The 15,568-nt window shown below is 60.4% G+C and carries 13 protein-coding genes; 2 read left to right on the top strand and 11 right to left on the bottom strand.

Translation table 11 applies throughout. The features are described from left to right. Positions 1-3 precede the first annotated feature (3 nt). The 7 genes from IEV62_RS11385 to IEV62_RS11355 all read right to left on the bottom strand — a co-directional run bounded on the left by IEV62_RS11385 (position 4) and on the right by IEV62_RS11355 (position 8,999). Positions 4-1,200 carry an LLM class flavin-dependent oxidoreductase gene (locus IEV62_RS11385; protein ID WP_229733056.1) on the bottom strand — a complete coding sequence of 399 codons (1,197 nt, stop codon included), beginning with the start codon at positions 1,198-1,200 and terminating at the stop codon, positions 4-6. A 51-nt stretch (positions 1,201-1,251) separates the two neighbouring features. Next, positions 1,252-1,908 (bottom strand): glutathione S-transferase N-terminal domain-containing protein, encoded by a 657-nt coding sequence (locus tag IEV62_RS11380; protein ID WP_188447541.1) that lies wholly within the window; start codon positions 1,906-1,908, stop codon positions 1,252-1,254. A gap of 138 nt (positions 1,909-2,046) precedes the next feature. After that, positions 2,047-4,452, bottom strand: coding sequence for a TonB-dependent receptor (locus IEV62_RS11375; protein ID WP_229733072.1), 2,406 nt, complete (start codon positions 4,450-4,452; stop codon positions 2,047-2,049). A gap of 627 nt (positions 4,453-5,079) precedes the next feature. Then, a complete protein-coding gene (locus IEV62_RS11370; RefSeq protein WP_188447537.1) occupies positions 5,080-5,571 on the bottom strand; it encodes a hypothetical protein in 492 nt (163 codons plus the stop codon). 26 nt (positions 5,572-5,597) lie between these two features. After that, complete coding sequence (locus IEV62_RS11365; RefSeq protein ID WP_188447535.1) at positions 5,598-6,833, bottom strand: phosphotransferase family protein; 1,236 nt, start codon at positions 6,831-6,833, stop codon at positions 5,598-5,600. Between the two features lie 2 nt (positions 6,834-6,835). Next, on the bottom strand, positions 6,836-7,819 hold the full coding sequence (locus tag IEV62_RS11360) for a DUF7064 domain-containing protein (protein ID WP_188447533.1): 984 nt from the start codon (positions 7,817-7,819) through the stop codon (positions 6,836-6,838). A 76-nt stretch (positions 7,820-7,895) separates the two neighbouring features. After that, entirely contained in the window at positions 7,896-8,999 is a 1,104-nt protein-coding gene (locus IEV62_RS11355; RefSeq protein ID WP_188447531.1) for an NAD(P)-dependent alcohol dehydrogenase, read from the bottom strand. A gap of 150 nt (positions 9,000-9,149) precedes the next feature. Between IEV62_RS11355 and IEV62_RS11350 the strand changes: the two genes are divergently transcribed. Then, on the top strand, positions 9,150-9,362 hold the full coding sequence (locus IEV62_RS11350; RefSeq protein WP_188447529.1) for a hypothetical protein: 213 nt from the start codon (positions 9,150-9,152) through the stop codon (positions 9,360-9,362). A gap of 294 nt (positions 9,363-9,656) precedes the next feature. Continuing rightward, on the top strand, positions 9,657-11,096 hold the full coding sequence (locus IEV62_RS11345; RefSeq protein WP_188447527.1) for an aldehyde dehydrogenase: 1,440 nt from the start codon (positions 9,657-9,659) through the stop codon (positions 11,094-11,096). 93 nt (positions 11,097-11,189) lie between these two features. Here IEV62_RS11345 and IEV62_RS11340 read toward each other — a convergent pair whose 3' ends face one another. The 4 genes from IEV62_RS11340 to kce are packed head-to-tail and all read right to left on the bottom strand — an operon-like array spanning position 11,190 to position 15,565. After that, positions 11,190-11,951 (bottom strand): tyrosine-protein phosphatase, encoded by a 762-nt coding sequence (locus IEV62_RS11340; RefSeq protein ID WP_188447525.1) that lies wholly within the window; start codon positions 11,949-11,951, stop codon positions 11,190-11,192. Positions 11,952-11,988: 37 nt separating this feature from the next. Further along, positions 11,989-13,260, bottom strand: a complete 1,272-nt coding sequence (locus IEV62_RS11335) for an enoyl-CoA hydratase-related protein (RefSeq protein ID WP_188447524.1) — start codon at positions 13,258-13,260, stop codon at positions 11,989-11,991. Then, positions 13,257-14,642, bottom strand: a complete 1,386-nt coding sequence (locus IEV62_RS11330) for an AMP-binding protein (protein WP_188447522.1) — start codon at positions 14,640-14,642, stop codon at positions 13,257-13,259. The genes IEV62_RS11335 and IEV62_RS11330 overlap by 4 nt, the downstream gene beginning before the upstream one ends. Next, positions 14,642-15,565 (bottom strand): 3,5-dioxohexanoate:acetyl-CoA acetone transferase, encoded by a 924-nt coding sequence (gene kce / locus IEV62_RS11325; protein ID WP_188447520.1) that lies wholly within the window; start codon positions 15,563-15,565, stop codon positions 14,642-14,644. Before kce ends, IEV62_RS11330 begins: the two co-directional genes overlap by 1 nt. Between the last annotated feature and the right edge of the window lie 3 nt (positions 15,566-15,568).

Genomic DNA, 15,568 nt, shown 5'->3' with positions numbered 1-15,568 from the left:
CACCTAGGACTGCTTCTCGGGGAGAGCATCGATCAGCTGCGGAGCGATATTCTTGGCGCCCTTCTCATCGACGTGGCGCTGGATGCGCGCCTGGATCGCCGCACCGATCTGGCCGGCCAGCTCGGGTCTGGCGGTCCGGCATTCGTCCTCGGAGATAGCGCGATTGTCGGGCAGCGTGTCGACCTTGGGCATCACATAGCGCGCAAACATTTCGTAGCTGCGCTTGGTCTGCGGCCAGTCGGCCCAATTGTGTGCGAACAGGATCAGCGTGCCGAACCCGCCCGACTGGGCCGTGAGCCGCTCAATCTGCGCAACGGCGTCATCGGGAGTACCGATCACTGCCATGCTCGAATCGAGAAGTGCATCAATGACGTCGCCGCCGCCCGGGACGATTGGTAATGCGGCGACATTGCGCAGATAGTCGGCCCAGCCCTCGATGCCATGCTTGACCTCGGCGCGCGCCTGTTCACGCGTTTCGGCAATATGCATTGGCGCGACCAGCCGCCAGTTCGCGCGGTCGACAGTCTTGCCGTGATCGCGCGCAATGTCCTCGCAAATACCCCAGTTGGCGGCAAGCGCGTCGAACGCCCCGCTCGAGGTTGCGCCAAACGACAGCATCCCGATGCCGTTGCGGCCGCTGGCCCGGGCCCCCGTCGGCGATATGGTGCTCGCCGCGATCATGTCGATAGAAGGACGCGAGTAGGGCGTCATCTGGATGCGGGCATTGTCGAGCGTGAACCAGTCTGTCTTCGCAGTCACGGTCTCACCTCGCATCAGACGGACGATCACGTCGATCGCCTCGTCCATCATGTCGCGCTGCTTCGAGACTTCGATGCCCATCATCTTGGCGTCGGAAGCAAGCGACCCCGGCCCCATCCCGAGCATCACTCGGCCCCGCGTCATGTGATCGAGCTGGCTGAACCGTTCGGCTAGCATCAGCGGATGGTGATATGGGACCGAGCTTACCGCCGAGCCCAATTTGATCCGGGTGGTCCGCTCGGCTGCGGCGGCGATCATCACTTCGGGACTTGCGATCAACTCCCACCCAGCGGAATGATGCTCGCCGTACCACAGCTCGTCGAAGCCGAGATATTCGAGATGCTGGGCAAGTTCGAGGTCGCGCTGCAGACACAGCGTCGGATTTTCGTTGAGCGCATGGTGCGGGCCGCAGAAAGCGCCATAACGAAGTTTGGTAGACATCATCTTCTCCTAGTTAGGTGCCCGCGGGCCGCCCTGTTCCCAGTCGTTTGTTCAGCCCACCGTTGCCGCGAGATCGAGCGCCATCGCCTGTGGCCGGGTGGCGACGAAAGAGGGGCGATGCTCGACGCTTTCGACGAACTTGGTCAACGCGACAAATCGCCCACGCCAGAGAAGTGCGTCAATGTCGGGGCTGTATCCCGCCGTCACCGCATGTTCGAAGACCAAAAGCGTTGTGGCCACGGCGATGTCGCCGAGGTCGATTGCCTCGCCGCTTATCCCGCGCTGCCCATAAAGCTGGTCAAGCGCGGCAAGCCCCCCGTTGATCTTGCGCGTTTGCCGGTCGATCCAGTCGGGGCTCGGCTTGAGGCGGTGCATTTCCATGATCAATACCTGAGCAATTTCCATCAGCCGCTCGCCGAGCATCTGGCGCTTGCGCGTCGCCAGCCGGGCGTCGGGATCGGCTGGTATCAGGGGCGGGGCGGGATTACGCGCCTCGATCCACTCGAGGATATAGCTCGAGTCGAACAGCGTCTCGTCGCCAGCAATCAGGATGGGTAATTGCTCCAGCGGATTATGATGCGGCGTAACCGACCCCACCGCCCAGGGCGCGTCCATTTGTACGTCGAATTCGAGCCCTTTTTCCAGAAGCGCAATGGCGACCTTCCGACCGAACGGGCTGGGACCGGCATTGATGAGTTTGAGTGCCATGATAGTCCTCGATCGAGAAACAAACCTTAAAACTCTAAACTAATGATGACATAGGCAACGCGTCCGCTCCTGCTGGGCGGCCACTTGGTCACCCAGCATCGACGTTCTTCACCGATCAGCCCGTTGCTTTTAGGCAACTCAAAATTTAAAGCGCGCCTCTATTAAAAACGTCCGGGGTGCACCGGGCACCACGGTGTTAAACTGGAACAACTCTCCAGTAGCTATTCCACCTACATAGTAGACGCGATTGAAGGCGTTCTTGAGATTTGCAGCGAGCGACCATCCGGCGTTGCTGTCCTCTATTCCAAGTCGGAAATTAGCAAGACTATAACCATTGATTTTGGCGCCAGTATTGTTGTTCGCAGTCGATGAGAAGTAAAATGAGGACTGCGAATAAAGATCACCCCGGAGGCTAGCCGTGACTGAGGCATGGATCGGCGCCTGCAATTCAGCGAAAACACTGCCTGACCATTTAGGCGTATCAGGATAGGTTGCGAACAGCACCGGATTGCCGTTGATCGACACCCGCCCATCGGTGAACTGTGCATTGGTATAATTCAGCGAACCGCCTATCGAAAGCCACTTTGCAGGGCGGATCGTCCCATCCAGCTCGAAACCGGAAACTTTTGACTTCGGCACGTTAACTGTGACGGCAGCCGGAGTCGACCCGAGCAGAACGTAAGCAACGCGCTGCCCTTGCATGATCCAGTTTTGATAGACGGCAAGGTTGAATTGAGTCGGCATATCGCCCACGCGACCGTGATACTTCAGACCGACCTCTGCGTCTGTCAGCGTTTCTTGGCCATAGCCATCGCCACCCGTCGAGCCCGGGCCCGGGACGGGATCCTGGATCCCGTTGTAGCCGCCATTCTTGTAGCTGCGGCGAGATGCCACATAGATCATAAGGTTGGAGTTCACCTGCTCTTCAAGCCCCAGTGTCCAACTGACGTTGCTGTAGGATTTCTGCTGGTTGAAGTTAAAGATCGCCTGCCGGGCCGGCGGTGCCTGGTAAGCCGTATCATCTGGCAGGACGTCAAATTTGATCTTCTCGTGCGTAAAACGTGCGCCGAGCGTGGCACTCAGGCCCTGTATTCCGGTGGCATTGCTTAAATCAAAGGTCCCCTGCCCGTAACCCGCGTACATGTCCCGTGTAGTAAGTTTGTGGTAACGGGTCGTTGAGGTTAGCGGCGGAAATTGGAGTAGCAAGCTAGTTGTCAAATCGACATTTGTCTCGTGCGAATAGAATCCGCCAATAACATAATTTAGTTTTCCGGCGAATGCCTTTCCGCCCAGCTGCAACTCTTCGGAATATTGCTTCGTTGTGTCGTTTTTTCCGCCATTCGGTCCGTTGCTATCGATACCGAAGGCTGTACCGTCAATGTCGCCCGTGCTGTTGGCTTCAATGTTTGTATAGCCAAATATGTTGCGGAGCTTGGTGTCGGGCGTAAGTTCGAACGTTGTGATATTCGAAATAATAAGGTTACGCCCCTTATATTTGTTTTCGCCGTCTGTCTCGATCACGTACGGGCCACGCGCGTTCTGCGTATTTAGGTACGAGGCAACGCCACCTGGATCAAGCTTGGGATTGGCGGCGGCGAAAGCCGCGGCGCAGTTATTGGTCGTGGAATTGCATCCCGCTGCACCGCCGGTGAAGGCATTGATCAGGAAATTATATTGCGGCTGATTCCCAAAATTAGTCAGCAAAATTAAAGGAACCGCCCCTGACGGATCTAGGCTATTGATTAACCCACTAAGGCTATTGCCATCCGAATGCAGGTAATCAACCACCAGTTCGTTCTTGATCTGGTTGGTAACGTTGACCGTCAGGCTACCGCGCAACCCATAGCGATCGACATTGCCCGCTCGGTTGTTCTGAAATCGATTTTCTTGATAGCCGTCGCGCTTTTCATAAAAGCCAGCCACCCGCGCCATAACCTTGTCGGCCATGATGGGGACGTTGATCGCGCCTTCAATCTGGCGTGAATTGTAATTACCCAATCGACCGCTAACATAGCCACCAAATGCGTCAGAAGGACGAACCGAGGTAAACAGTACCGCACCGCCGGTAGAATTGCGCCCGAACAATGTTCCCTGGGGACCCTTCAGGACCTGCACGGACTGCAGGTCGTAGAATGCGGAAGAGCCCCCGCCTACGCCGTCCAGCTGAATTTCGTTGAAGTAGGGCAGGACACCTGGGCGAGTGTCGCTAAACGCATCCAGTGACTGGCCGCGCAAAGCATAATTGAGTTGGTTTGAGTTCTGACCTGCGCGGACGGTCAGACCAGGCGATGCGATCTGCAGGTCCGAATCAGTGACGATCGCCTGCCGCGCCAGCATGTCGCCAGCCAGCACCGTCATCGCAACTGGAGTTCGTGCCAGAGTACCCGCACGACGCTGCGCCGTAACGACAATGTCTCCAGATGCCGGTGATTTGGCCTCAACAGGCGGGTTCACCGGCGCATCCTGCGCGAACACAGTGCCAGACTGTATCATAGCGATCAAACTCGCCAGCGAAGCAGCACCGATTTGAGCTCTTGTCATCATCACCCCCCTTTTCCCATCCCCAACTTTCACAAGTGGCGATGGATTTGCCGAATGCTGAGCTACGCCCGCTTCGACTTGCACCCTGAGTGTTTAACAGTGGCGTTGATCAAGTCAATAGGACTGTTAACTCAAAAAATAATTATTACCGCCCGGGTATCCGGACCGAGATTAATATAAGCTAGCATATAATATATAACAGACGTTCATTATGAACATGAACGTTGACTGGAATAAAAACTTCAATCATCTATATAATAAGATCCGCGTACCGATGTACTGATAAGACACTATTCGAAAAAAACCTTCATAGCCTATAAAAGAACTAAATAGTGTGAGAGTATCTCTCAAATAAATATGTATCGAGTAAATAATACGTCAAAGGGGACGTTTTTCATTGCTATCAGCGCATTCGCCCGAGCGATCGATGGAATATTCTATTTTAAAAGTGCCGTGCCTTTTTGCAGTATCGATGCCACATGGCAAATATATCTTTACAGAATACTGGTTTTCGCTCGCCAATCTCGAAGCCGACGCTCAGCAATTGCCGCGTGCGATATTCGCGTCACAGATGAACACGCTCTCAGCCCCCCGAAAGCGTCCAACTTCGCTCCTGTCGTCCCGTAGAAATTACGCCACTGGCAGCCAGTCGCGGCGCGGCAGCGCGGTGGGGTCGAGCTCGAAGCCGAGCGGCAGACACCACAGCCGAGCATCACCGATCATGGCACCACTGCGCGCAAGCACAATTACTTGATAATCAGCGGCTTCCGCCTCGCTCGACGAGTCGCTGGCCAGTGCCGCTACGAGCTGGCGCAGGTGACGCGTCGAATGCTGATAATCGCCGACTTGCGATGTGGCGCTCGCCAGCACCACGCGGCCCGCGGACACCGCTTCTATCAACTTTGCGCAGTCGCTCGCGCGATGCTTCCTGAAATTGGCGGCGACCTCCTCAGCAAGCGCAAGATACGCCTCTAATTCCGCCTGCTGGAAGCCAACTTCCGACCGCAGCCGCGCCTGCATAAATCCCAGCGCCGCCATCACTAAGTGCAGCTGTTCGATCACATGCTTGTCCGCGCCCGCGAGGGCCGGGGCGACAATCTCGCCGAGCGCACGGAGCGACACTTGGAGCTGGGTTTCGAAGGACTGGATCATGCGACGGCCTTCCGGAAGTTGTCGAGCAGGTCGTCGAGCGCGATATAGCCCAGCCCGGCAACATGGTTGAGCAACACGTCCTGGTGAGTCCCCGCGACTTGCGCGGCGCGCGCAGACGCGGCGAGCAGGAGGACGGTGACCAGATAACGGTTGAAGATCCCAAAATAGCGCAAGCGTTCGGGGCACACTCCCAGACGCGATGCCGCTGCATAGCGTGCGAACAGCTCATCAGCGGTTCCCATGCCCGACATCAAGATCGTCTGGCCGTCCTCCGCAATGTGTCGAAAGATCGGCATGGTGACATAGGTCAGGTCCTGATGGCGATCTCCAAGTACCGCACCTTCCCAATCGAGCCAGGCAGTAATCACCCCGCTTGTCTCGTCGAATAGGAAATTGCCGCTTCGATAATCCCCGTGGACGACCGACACATGGTCGAGCGGCGGGGCATTCGCCACCAGCCAGTGATAAACCAGTTCCATCACTGGCTCTTCCTCGATCCGGTCCTCTTCCCAGATGCGGCGCGCGTTGTTGACCTGCTTTATGATCGACGCGTTGCTCCCGACTTCGGGAACGTCGAAGCTGGGCAGTGCCGCGAACTGGCTTGAGTGAATCTGATGCAGTGTCGCGAGCATCTCCACAAACTGTGGAACGAGCTTCGCCCGCAACTCGGGACCATAATTCTGGCCCAGCCCGGTGACCTTGGCGGAATCGCCCGACGGCTTGGCGACGCCGCTGGCAAACCCATAGATTAGCCCAGGATAAGGCAGGAACTCGGCATCGGCATCTACCCAATAGGTTTGGGGTGCGGGAATGATCCCATCGACCAGCTGCAGCACTTCGAATTCGCGACGCCGGCTCGACTCGGTGACCGATGCGGCGGTCTCCATCCGCATCACCATCGGTGTCAGCACGACCGCATCGGAGCCGCCTTCGGGACCGCGCCAGCGAAGGTCGAACGCCACCTGCAGCTTGGACGCGCCGCCCGATAGCCAGCGGGCGCGCTCGAGCGTAACCGGATATCCGGCGCGCGCACTGATCAATACCGTCGTAGCGGTGACGAGATCGTGTAGGCTTGGTAGCTGAAACGACAGACCGGCGCGCCGATGCATTTTTCGCGTCAGGATCTTGTCGATTTCGCGCTCGACCGGGAATTTCTCGCGGATCGCGTCGATTAACGCATTGTCCGGTTGCCGCCGAACATCCGCAACTCCGGCCCTCGTTGCTCCGATCATGCTCACTGGTCCAGTTCGTTGGCGAAATTGTCGGACATGCCTTCGGACAGATAGCTCAGCCCGGCAAAGTCGGCGATGTGACTATAACCGACGCGTGTCCCCGATTCCCAGCGCATGAGCGTCTGGAACGCAGCGCTCGAAGGATTGAAATTATACCAGGGTCCAGCGGCGATCGTCGTTCCTCGGGCGTGGTACTCATTGCCCTGATCGTCCTCGAATCTCACATCTGCACGCGTTACCAGCATGTCCGATCTCTGCGCCGTCATAGAGGCCGAGACGATCGGCACCCGCTCGCCCCCGATCGCGAGGAAGCCATAGTTGAACGGGCCGTACCGGACCTCCTTGTTCTCGAACGACAGTCCAAGGACAAGAAATGCACTGAGTCCCTCGCCGAGGTCGATCTGGACCCAGGTCGCACCCTTATTGCCCCAATCGCGCCGCGGGCCCCAGCTCTTGTCCATTCCGTCGACACAGTCGACCGCATACGTCTTGCCGCGGAGGGTCAGCGATCCGCGGATGCGGCCTTTGCTTTCCATGTGACCGTTGTTCCAGCCGTCATAGCCGGCGACTGTGCCCTTACCGAGCGACGGGACCTGGTCGGGATCGTGCGGATCGAACGGGTCGCATACCGCCTCAAACGACAATTTCAACTGGCATTTGCCATCCAGCGAATTGTAAGAGAATTCACTGTCGCGCGCATTATGCGCCTTGAACGACAGCCCGTTCTCGAGCGTGAAATCATCGAATTTGTCGGGACAGACCAGATGCATCTGAGCATCGTTGTGATGGATTTGCCACGGATGAAAACACATTCCCTTGTGGATTTCGATCGAGCTGTGACAGATGCCGAGATTGGGTCGGGCCAGTGTGTAGAGGTTGCCGCTAATCCCGGCTTCAGGAACCGAAAAAATCACGAACAGGGTTTCAGTCCAGCTGCGATCGGTCGGATCGCACGGGTGAAAGCCGAAGTCATCGACCGTGATCATGGGAAACTTGCTCCTTGGTCGGCTTGCAGGTGTGATGTGATCGCCGAGTCGACACCCAAGCGCGCGGCAAAAACGGTTAGAAAGTGAGCACGACCTTGATCGCCTTCCCCGAATGCGCGTCGGCGATGGCCTCATTGATCGCGGCGAACGGATAGGTGCGAACGAACCGGTCGAACGGCAAACGCCCGGCACGATGGTGCTCAATCAACTCAGGCAGGAATTGGTCCGGGTCACTATCGCCCTCGACGATCCCGCGCACCGTTCCGCCCGATGTGATCCACTGGATGACGGGGACCGGCAAGGCGGCATCAAAGGCGCCCGGTAATCCGACCAGCCCGAGCTTTCCCTTGTTCGCCAGCATTCCCAGCGATGCGGTGACCGACGGGATGTGGCCGCTCGTGTCGACCACCAGATCGACTCCTGCGGGCAGGAGCGCACGCACGGCCCCGACGATGTCGCCCGCGCCTGGGTCGATGACGTGATCGGCACCAATGTCGGATGCGATCGTCCGCCGATCCTGCTGCGGTTCAATGAGAATGATAGGCGAACAGCCTGCGAGCCGGCCGCCGAGGACCGCGCTAAGTCCGACTGAACCGCCGCCGATAACCACGAGCGATTGCCCCGCTTTCGCCTCGAGCGAACGCGTCACGGCCCCAACCCCGGTCTGGACGCCGCACCCCAATGGCGCCAGCATCGCAAGGTCAGCGTCCTCGGCCAGTTTGATGACATTGCGCTCCATCGCGATCGATTTGCTGGCAAAAGATGACTGGCCGAAAAAATTGTCCGACAGCGCCGTGCCGTTAGCGTGCAGCCGCGACGACCCGTCGCCGCGCGCACAGGCCATATTTAATGCTGAAAATTGCGTGCAATAGGATGGATCGTCATCGGTGCAGCGGGCGCAAGCCCCACAGCTGTTGAATGTGAGCAACACCTTGTCGCCGACTGCAACCTTGGTCACGCCGTCGCCGATCGCAACCACGATGCCCGCGCCCTCATGCCCGAACACAGCCGGAAAGACTGTCCCGAACGCACCCGAGACCATCACCAAGTCGGTATGACAGACCCCGACCGCCTTGATATCGATCAGGATTTCGCCGCGCTGGGGATCCTCGACCGTAATTGGTACGATCGAGAAAGCGGCATTGGCGGCGGGCATCACCGCAGCGATTGCGTCGGTCATATTGATCTCCTGCGCATGACGTTTCATGCCGATTGCCGCCTAAAATCGCCATGACGATTTCGATTGGCTTAAACCAGTTCATTGGTTTACTAGATTTGCTTGTCAACTGAATAATAGACTGGCGATGAAGCGGCTCAGCGGGAGAGATTTATGATTCGGGATCGCGACGCTATCGTTATTGGTAACGAATGGCTGAAGCCGACGGCGTCGAAAACGTTTCAGCGGATCGGCGCCTCGACCGGCGAAATGATCGCGGCAGTACCGAAAGCAATTGCGGCCGACGTCGATCGGGCGATCGCCGTAGCGCGCACGGCATTCGAGCTTGGCGACGATGGCCGCGGCGGAGCGAGCGGGCGATCGTGATCCGCGAAAAGCGATGCAAAGATCTCCGCGATCCTGCACTGCGAGGGGTGGCCGGATCGATGACCCATATCATGATCTGGCCGGGGATAGTGAGCGCGGCTCCGGACATTTCGACGAGAGCCTCGAAGACGAGAGCCTCGAAGACGAGAGCCTCGAAGATGTCCTTGTCGGCGGAGCGTTCTGGCGAAGCTCGAATGTAGCGGTGCCAGCCCTTTGGAATCGCAAACATCCAGCGATCGACGGTCGCTCCTCATACAACACGTCGCATTAGATTTACACCCCAAGGAGCAATCAATGACCCAGTACCACAAGGAGTTCTTCATCAACAACGAATGGGCGCGCCCGTCGTCCTCGCGGACCTTCGCAATCGTCGGCGCCTCCACCGGCGAAGTGATTGCCACCGTACCAGAGGCGGCCGAAGCGGACATCGACGCGGCAGTCGCGGCGGCACGCCATGCGTTTGATCACTCCGGCTGGCCCCAACTCGCATCCGCCGACCGCGCGGTAGTGATGCAGCGCTTCATGGGGGCGCTGGCGACGCGCGGCGCCCAGCTCGCGGAAGCCGTCAGTGCGCAGAACGGCATGCCGATCAGCCTGTCGAGCATGCTTGAAGCGCAGTTTTCGGTGGGCGTGCTGCAATATTACGCCGAGTTGGCCGGCGCGCCGTCGCAACCCGACGTGCGGCCGTCGCAAATGGGCAAGGAGACGCTCGTCGAGCGCTCGGCCGTCGGCGTCGTCGCGGCAATCGTGCCGTGGAATTTCCCGGTAACGCTGGCGATGAGCAAGATCGCGCCCGCCATGGCGGCAGGGTGCACGCTGGTCATCAAGCCTTCGCCGGGCACCGTTCTCGACAGCTATATCGTTGCCGAGGCGGCGCTGGAGGCGGGTGTGCCGCCGGGCGTGCTTAACTGGGTCGCCGCGGATCGGGATGTCGGCGCGTATCTCGTCGCTCATCCGGGCATCGACAAGGTCGCCTTTACCGGATCGACCGCAGCAGGTCGCGGTATCGCGAAGGTCTGCGGTGAGATGCTGCGCCCCGTCACACTCGAGCTGGGCGGCAAATCCGCCGCCATCTTGTTGGAGGACGCCGATCTTAACGCGTTCCTGACGGCTGTGCCGCTGGTGTCGATGCTGAATAACGGTCAGGCGTGCTACAACGGTACGCGCATCCTGGCTCCTAAGAGCCGTTATGGCGAAGTCGTCGACGGGCTGGCCGAATTGCTGTCGTCGCTGAAAGTCGGGGATGCGCTAGACCCGGAAACACAAATCGGCCCGATGGCAACGGAAGCGCACCGCGACCGCGTAGAAGGCTATATCGCCAAAGGTCGTGGCGAGGCCAAATTAGTCACCGGCGGCGGCCGCCCCAGCGGTCTCAACCATGGCTGGTTCGTCGAGCCAACGCTGTTCGCCGAGGTCGATAACGGCGCCACGATCGCACAGGAGGAGATTTTCGGGCCAGTGCTGTCGGTGATCTCGTACACAACCGACGACGACGCTGTGCGCATCGCGAACGACTCTCAGTTTGGGCTAGGCGGCTCCGTGTGGAGCAGCGACGCCGAGCACGCGATCGGCATCGCGCGCAGAGTGAAGAGCGGCACGGTCGGCGTGAACGGCTACATGCCATCGCTCGGATCGCCGTTTGGTGGCGTCAAGGCGAGCGGCATGGGTCGGGAGTTTGGGCCCGAAGCGATTGGTGCCTACCAGCAACTTAAGTCCATCTATGTGATGGGCTGAAGTTATTGAGCGTCGCAGCGTGTCGACCTGCCTCTTGATACGCTCTGATCGTCGCGAAATCCGCGACGATCAGAGCGCACAGCCACGCGATGATCAGCAAAGCAAGGCCGCGCGCACGAAATTCAGGCGGGTGGCATCGACACCGCCAGCGGCGAAATACGCGTCAATTCCTCCGTAATACGCGTCGATCACTGAGAAGCTCGCCGTGAGATAGCGTTCGTCCACGCCCATCATCGCGTCGATCGCTTGGGGCGGAACTCCTTCGGCGATCTGATCGGCGACCATCTGTCGTGTGTGTTCGCGGACCTGGGGTGTCCAGCGACCGTCGCTATCAAGATAATCGGCAAGGATGGTCGCGTGATCGACGCCAAGTGCCGCAAGCAGCATGGCAGAGACGAACCCAGTGCGATCCTTCCCCGCGGTGCAGTGGATCAGCAGCGGGAGGTTGCCCGCGATAATCCGATCGACGATCGCGGCGAGATGGACAAGGGCCGCGGCGGGCAGAGCGGTGTAGGTCGCCTCCATCGCGGCGATTGCGCCGGCCGTCGTCCGGTCGGACCGCAATCGGAGCCAAGGACCGTCGCAGGCCTCGATCGCCGCCATGACATCCAGGTCGAGCAGCTCGACACCCTGTGCCGCCCACCAATCATTGGGGGCGTGGTTACGCTCGCTATCGCTGCGAAGGTCGCAGACGAGGACGATGCCGTACGCGATGATTGCCGCGGCATCGGCGTCGATCGGTTCGAGCAGCGCCTCGGATCGAAACACCAGACCGGGGCGAACGATCCGACCATCCGCCGTCGGCAGGCCGCCGAGGTCGCGAAAATTCGGGGCGGTCGTCAGGCTCTGGGGCATGGCGCGCGCAACGATGACAAAACGACCGATAGGAAACTCACGCCGCCGGCCCCCGTGCCGAGGCGAGCGGTCCGCCGAGATAGGCCGGGTAGCCGATCGCGGTCACCACGGCATAATCAATCAGGCGTCGCTCGGCATGCGTTCTGCCGGCACCGACCGGCGCAACCGCCGCGTCGATGTGTGCGACCGTAGCCCGGGCTGCGGCGCCTTCGGTGGTATCAATCCAATAGCCATTGCGTGTCCGATCCCGTTTTGGATCGCTCTTGCCGCCAAAACCTGCGGCGGCGAGCGCGTCGGCATCGCCGATCGTCGCCAACGCGGCGCGTGCAACATCGACAGCTTCGCCGATGAGGTCTGGCAGCACGTCCTTGCGGCGCATCCGGTCATAGTCGGTCTTGGCCAGGAACTGGGTCTGGATCATGTCACGCGCTTCGGGGCGCTGGATGAGGTGCGCAAAAATCGCCATTTCGGTCCGTATCGCGCCGTCGAAAACCTGGGGCAAGCCGAACTCGACGCAATCAAGAATCGCTAGCGGCGCCGGATAATGGCCTAGTGTTGCCTCGAGCACCAGCTCGCGAAGCGGGGTGATACCAGCATCGATCGCCGCTGTCGTCAACACGTCTCGATCGTCGCGGTCCCAGGGCTGGATCGGCTCCGGGTCGCTGAGCAGCCAAGCCTCTGCCGCCGCGATTTCCTCGCCGGGTGCCACGACCCTGTCGACCAGCCCGGCCGTACGTGCCGCTTCGCCTGAGAGCTTTGCGCCATCGAGCAGGATCGGCATTGCCGCCTGAAGCCCGACTAACCGCGGAAGACGTTGCGTCCCTCCCCCGCCCGGCAGCAACCCGACAAGCGACTCCGGCAGTCCCATCGCGATCTTGGGATCGTCGACCAGCACGCGATAGTGCGCCGCCATTGCCAACTCGCAGCCACCGCCCAGCGCTAAGCCAGCGACGGCTGCGGCCACGGGTTTACCGGCCGTTTCAAGCAAACGGAGCGCCGTGCTCAATCGGAAGAAATGCGCGAAGGCGACGTCGAACCGTCGCTGTGGCGCCGCCGCCATGATCATATCGTAGGCGACACCGAGCTCGTTCAGGTCGGCCCCTGCGCAGAAGGCATTGTCTTTGCCCGACCGGATCAACACGCCCGTGACGTCGGCGGTCGTCAGCCACTGCGCGAACGCACCGATATCGTCGATCGCGGCATCGGAGAACACGTTCATCGTCCGCCCTGGGCAGTCGAAGATTAGATGGACGAGGCCGTTATCGGCAAAGTTTAGACGAAACTGGGTCAGCGCGGGCGTGTCGTTCATGCGGGAGCTTTCGGTCGGATCTTGCGAAACTTGCCAGCGTCGTCGCGCACAGGCGTGGCTTGCAGCGTAAGCGCGCGCGGCCATTTGTCGCGGGCGAGATATTCGACGAGGAAATTACGTAATGCTTCCAGCGTCAGCGGCGCGGTGGTCTCCACGACGGCATGGACGCGCTGGCCGAGATCGGGGTCGTCCTCGCCATAGACGGCGCAAGAGCGAACCTCGGGGTGCCGCAGCAGAGCCGCCTCGACCTCGGCAGGCCAGATATTGACGCCCCCCTGGATGATCAGGTCGGTTCGGCGGTCGGCGAGGAACAGATAGCCATCGGCGTCGACATGCCCGCAGTCGCCGACCGACTCCCACCCGTCAGCGGTCGCGCGACGATCGGCACCAATATAACGGTAGCTCGATCCGGCGCCGCCCGGCGGCATCGCAAACACTTCGCCGGTCTCGCCGGTCGGAACCTCTTCACCCTGCTCATCCAGGATGCGGAGCGTCGCGCCACCGATCGACCGTCCGACCGATCCGGGCCGTTCAAGCCATTCGGTACCGCCGATCCAGCAGCGCACCAAACCTTCGGTCGCGCCATAGACTTCCCAGATGTGATCTGGTCCCCGCCAGTCGATCCACGCGTGTTTCAGCCAGCGTGCCATCGGCGCTGCGGTATGGACGACCATCCGCCAGCGCGACAGGTCGTAAGCATCGCGCATTTCCGACGGCAGCGTCCAGATCCGGTGGAGCATCGTCGGCACCATGATCGACCAGGCGACATGCTCGCGCTCGATAAGTGCGAGCGCCCCCGCGGCGTCAAACCGGTCCATCGTGATGACCGCGCTGCCCTTCCAAAGCGCGAAGACTGCGGCGCTGAAGGGGGCGTTGTGGTACAGTGGACCCGGCACCAGCACGACTGCGTCGGCGGGTATGCCGATGAAGTCGGTACTCTCAGGGAACGCGGCGGACCGACCATCGACGATGACCTTGGGCGTGCCGGTGCTGCCGCCGCTGGTACACGCCTTCCACGAGGCGGCGACGTGGTCGATCGCGAACGATGGCGCGTCCGCGTCCGGCATGTCGTCGAGCGTGAGGAACAGGCGCGGTCGCATCACCGCGAGCACCGCATCGCGCTCGAACGCGGGCAGCTTGCCGGAGATCGGTGCGGGTGTCGCGCCGGCGCGGTAGATGCCGAAGGCGAGCGCGATGAACGCCGGCCCGTTGGGCAACGAGAAGGCGACCAGATCGTTGACGACGACGCCGCGCGCGACCAGCGTCCGCGCCCATGCCAACGATCGCGCATCGAGATCGCCGAACGTCCAGCGCGCCTCGCCGTGGACGAGCGCCAGACGATCAGGCGGATAGCGCGCAGGGACGTCGGCCAGCGATTGCATCAGAACCCGACCTTGTCGCCGCCTTTGAGGCTGAGAATCTCACGCGCCTCGTCGGGCGTCGCGACCTCAAGCCCCAGCCCCTCGATGATCCGGCGGACGCGTGTCACCTGAGCGGCGTTGCTCGGCGCGAGCACGCCCTTGTCGAGCCACAGATTATCCTCGAGCCCAACGCGGACATGCCCGCCCATCGCAGCTGCCTGTGCCGCCACCTTCATCTGGCTCGCGCCCGCGCCGAGCACCGACCAGCGGTAATTATCGCCGAACAGCCGGTCGGCGGTGCGCTTCATGTGGAGCACTTCTTCCGGATGCGCGCCGATTCCACCGAGCAGGCCGAAACAGGTCTGGATGAACAACGGCGCTTGGACGAGGCCTTCGGTCCAGAAATAATGCAGGTTGTGCAGATGCGACGTGTCGTAGCACTCGAATTCGTAGCGCGCGCCGGTCGCGTTAAGCGTGTCGAGCGCGTAACGGATGTCTTTGAAGCTGTTGCGGAACACCAAATCGTGACTGCCCTCCAGCATCGCCGGCTCCCAGTCGTGCTTGAAGTCCTTATAGCGCTTGAGCATTGGGAACAGCCCAAAGTTCATGCTGCCCATGTTGAGACTCGCGACCTCGGGCTTCCAGTGCTCGGCGGGCTTCACGCGCTCCTCGACCGACATATAGGGCGAACCGCCGGTCGTCAGATTCACGACGACGTTCGACGATTGCTTGATGATTTTCAAGAAGGGTTCGAACGCTTCGGGGCTCTGGTCTGGACGACCATCGTCAGGGTTGCGCGCGTGGAGATGAACAATCGCTGCGCCCGCCTCGGCCGCACCCAGAGCGCTTTCGGCGATCTCAGCGGCGGTGACGGGCAGATGCGGTGACATCGACGGGGTATGGATCGATCCGGTAATGGCGCAACTGATGATGACCTTGGCCATAGG

Origin of the sequence: Sphingomonas psychrolutea (assembly GCF_014636175.1) — a bacterium.
GTDB lineage: Bacteria > Pseudomonadota > Alphaproteobacteria > Sphingomonadales > Sphingomonadaceae > Sphingomonas > Sphingomonas psychrolutea.
Note: the sequence above shows the minus strand (reverse complement) of the source record. Positions and strands in the feature narration are given on the sequence as shown.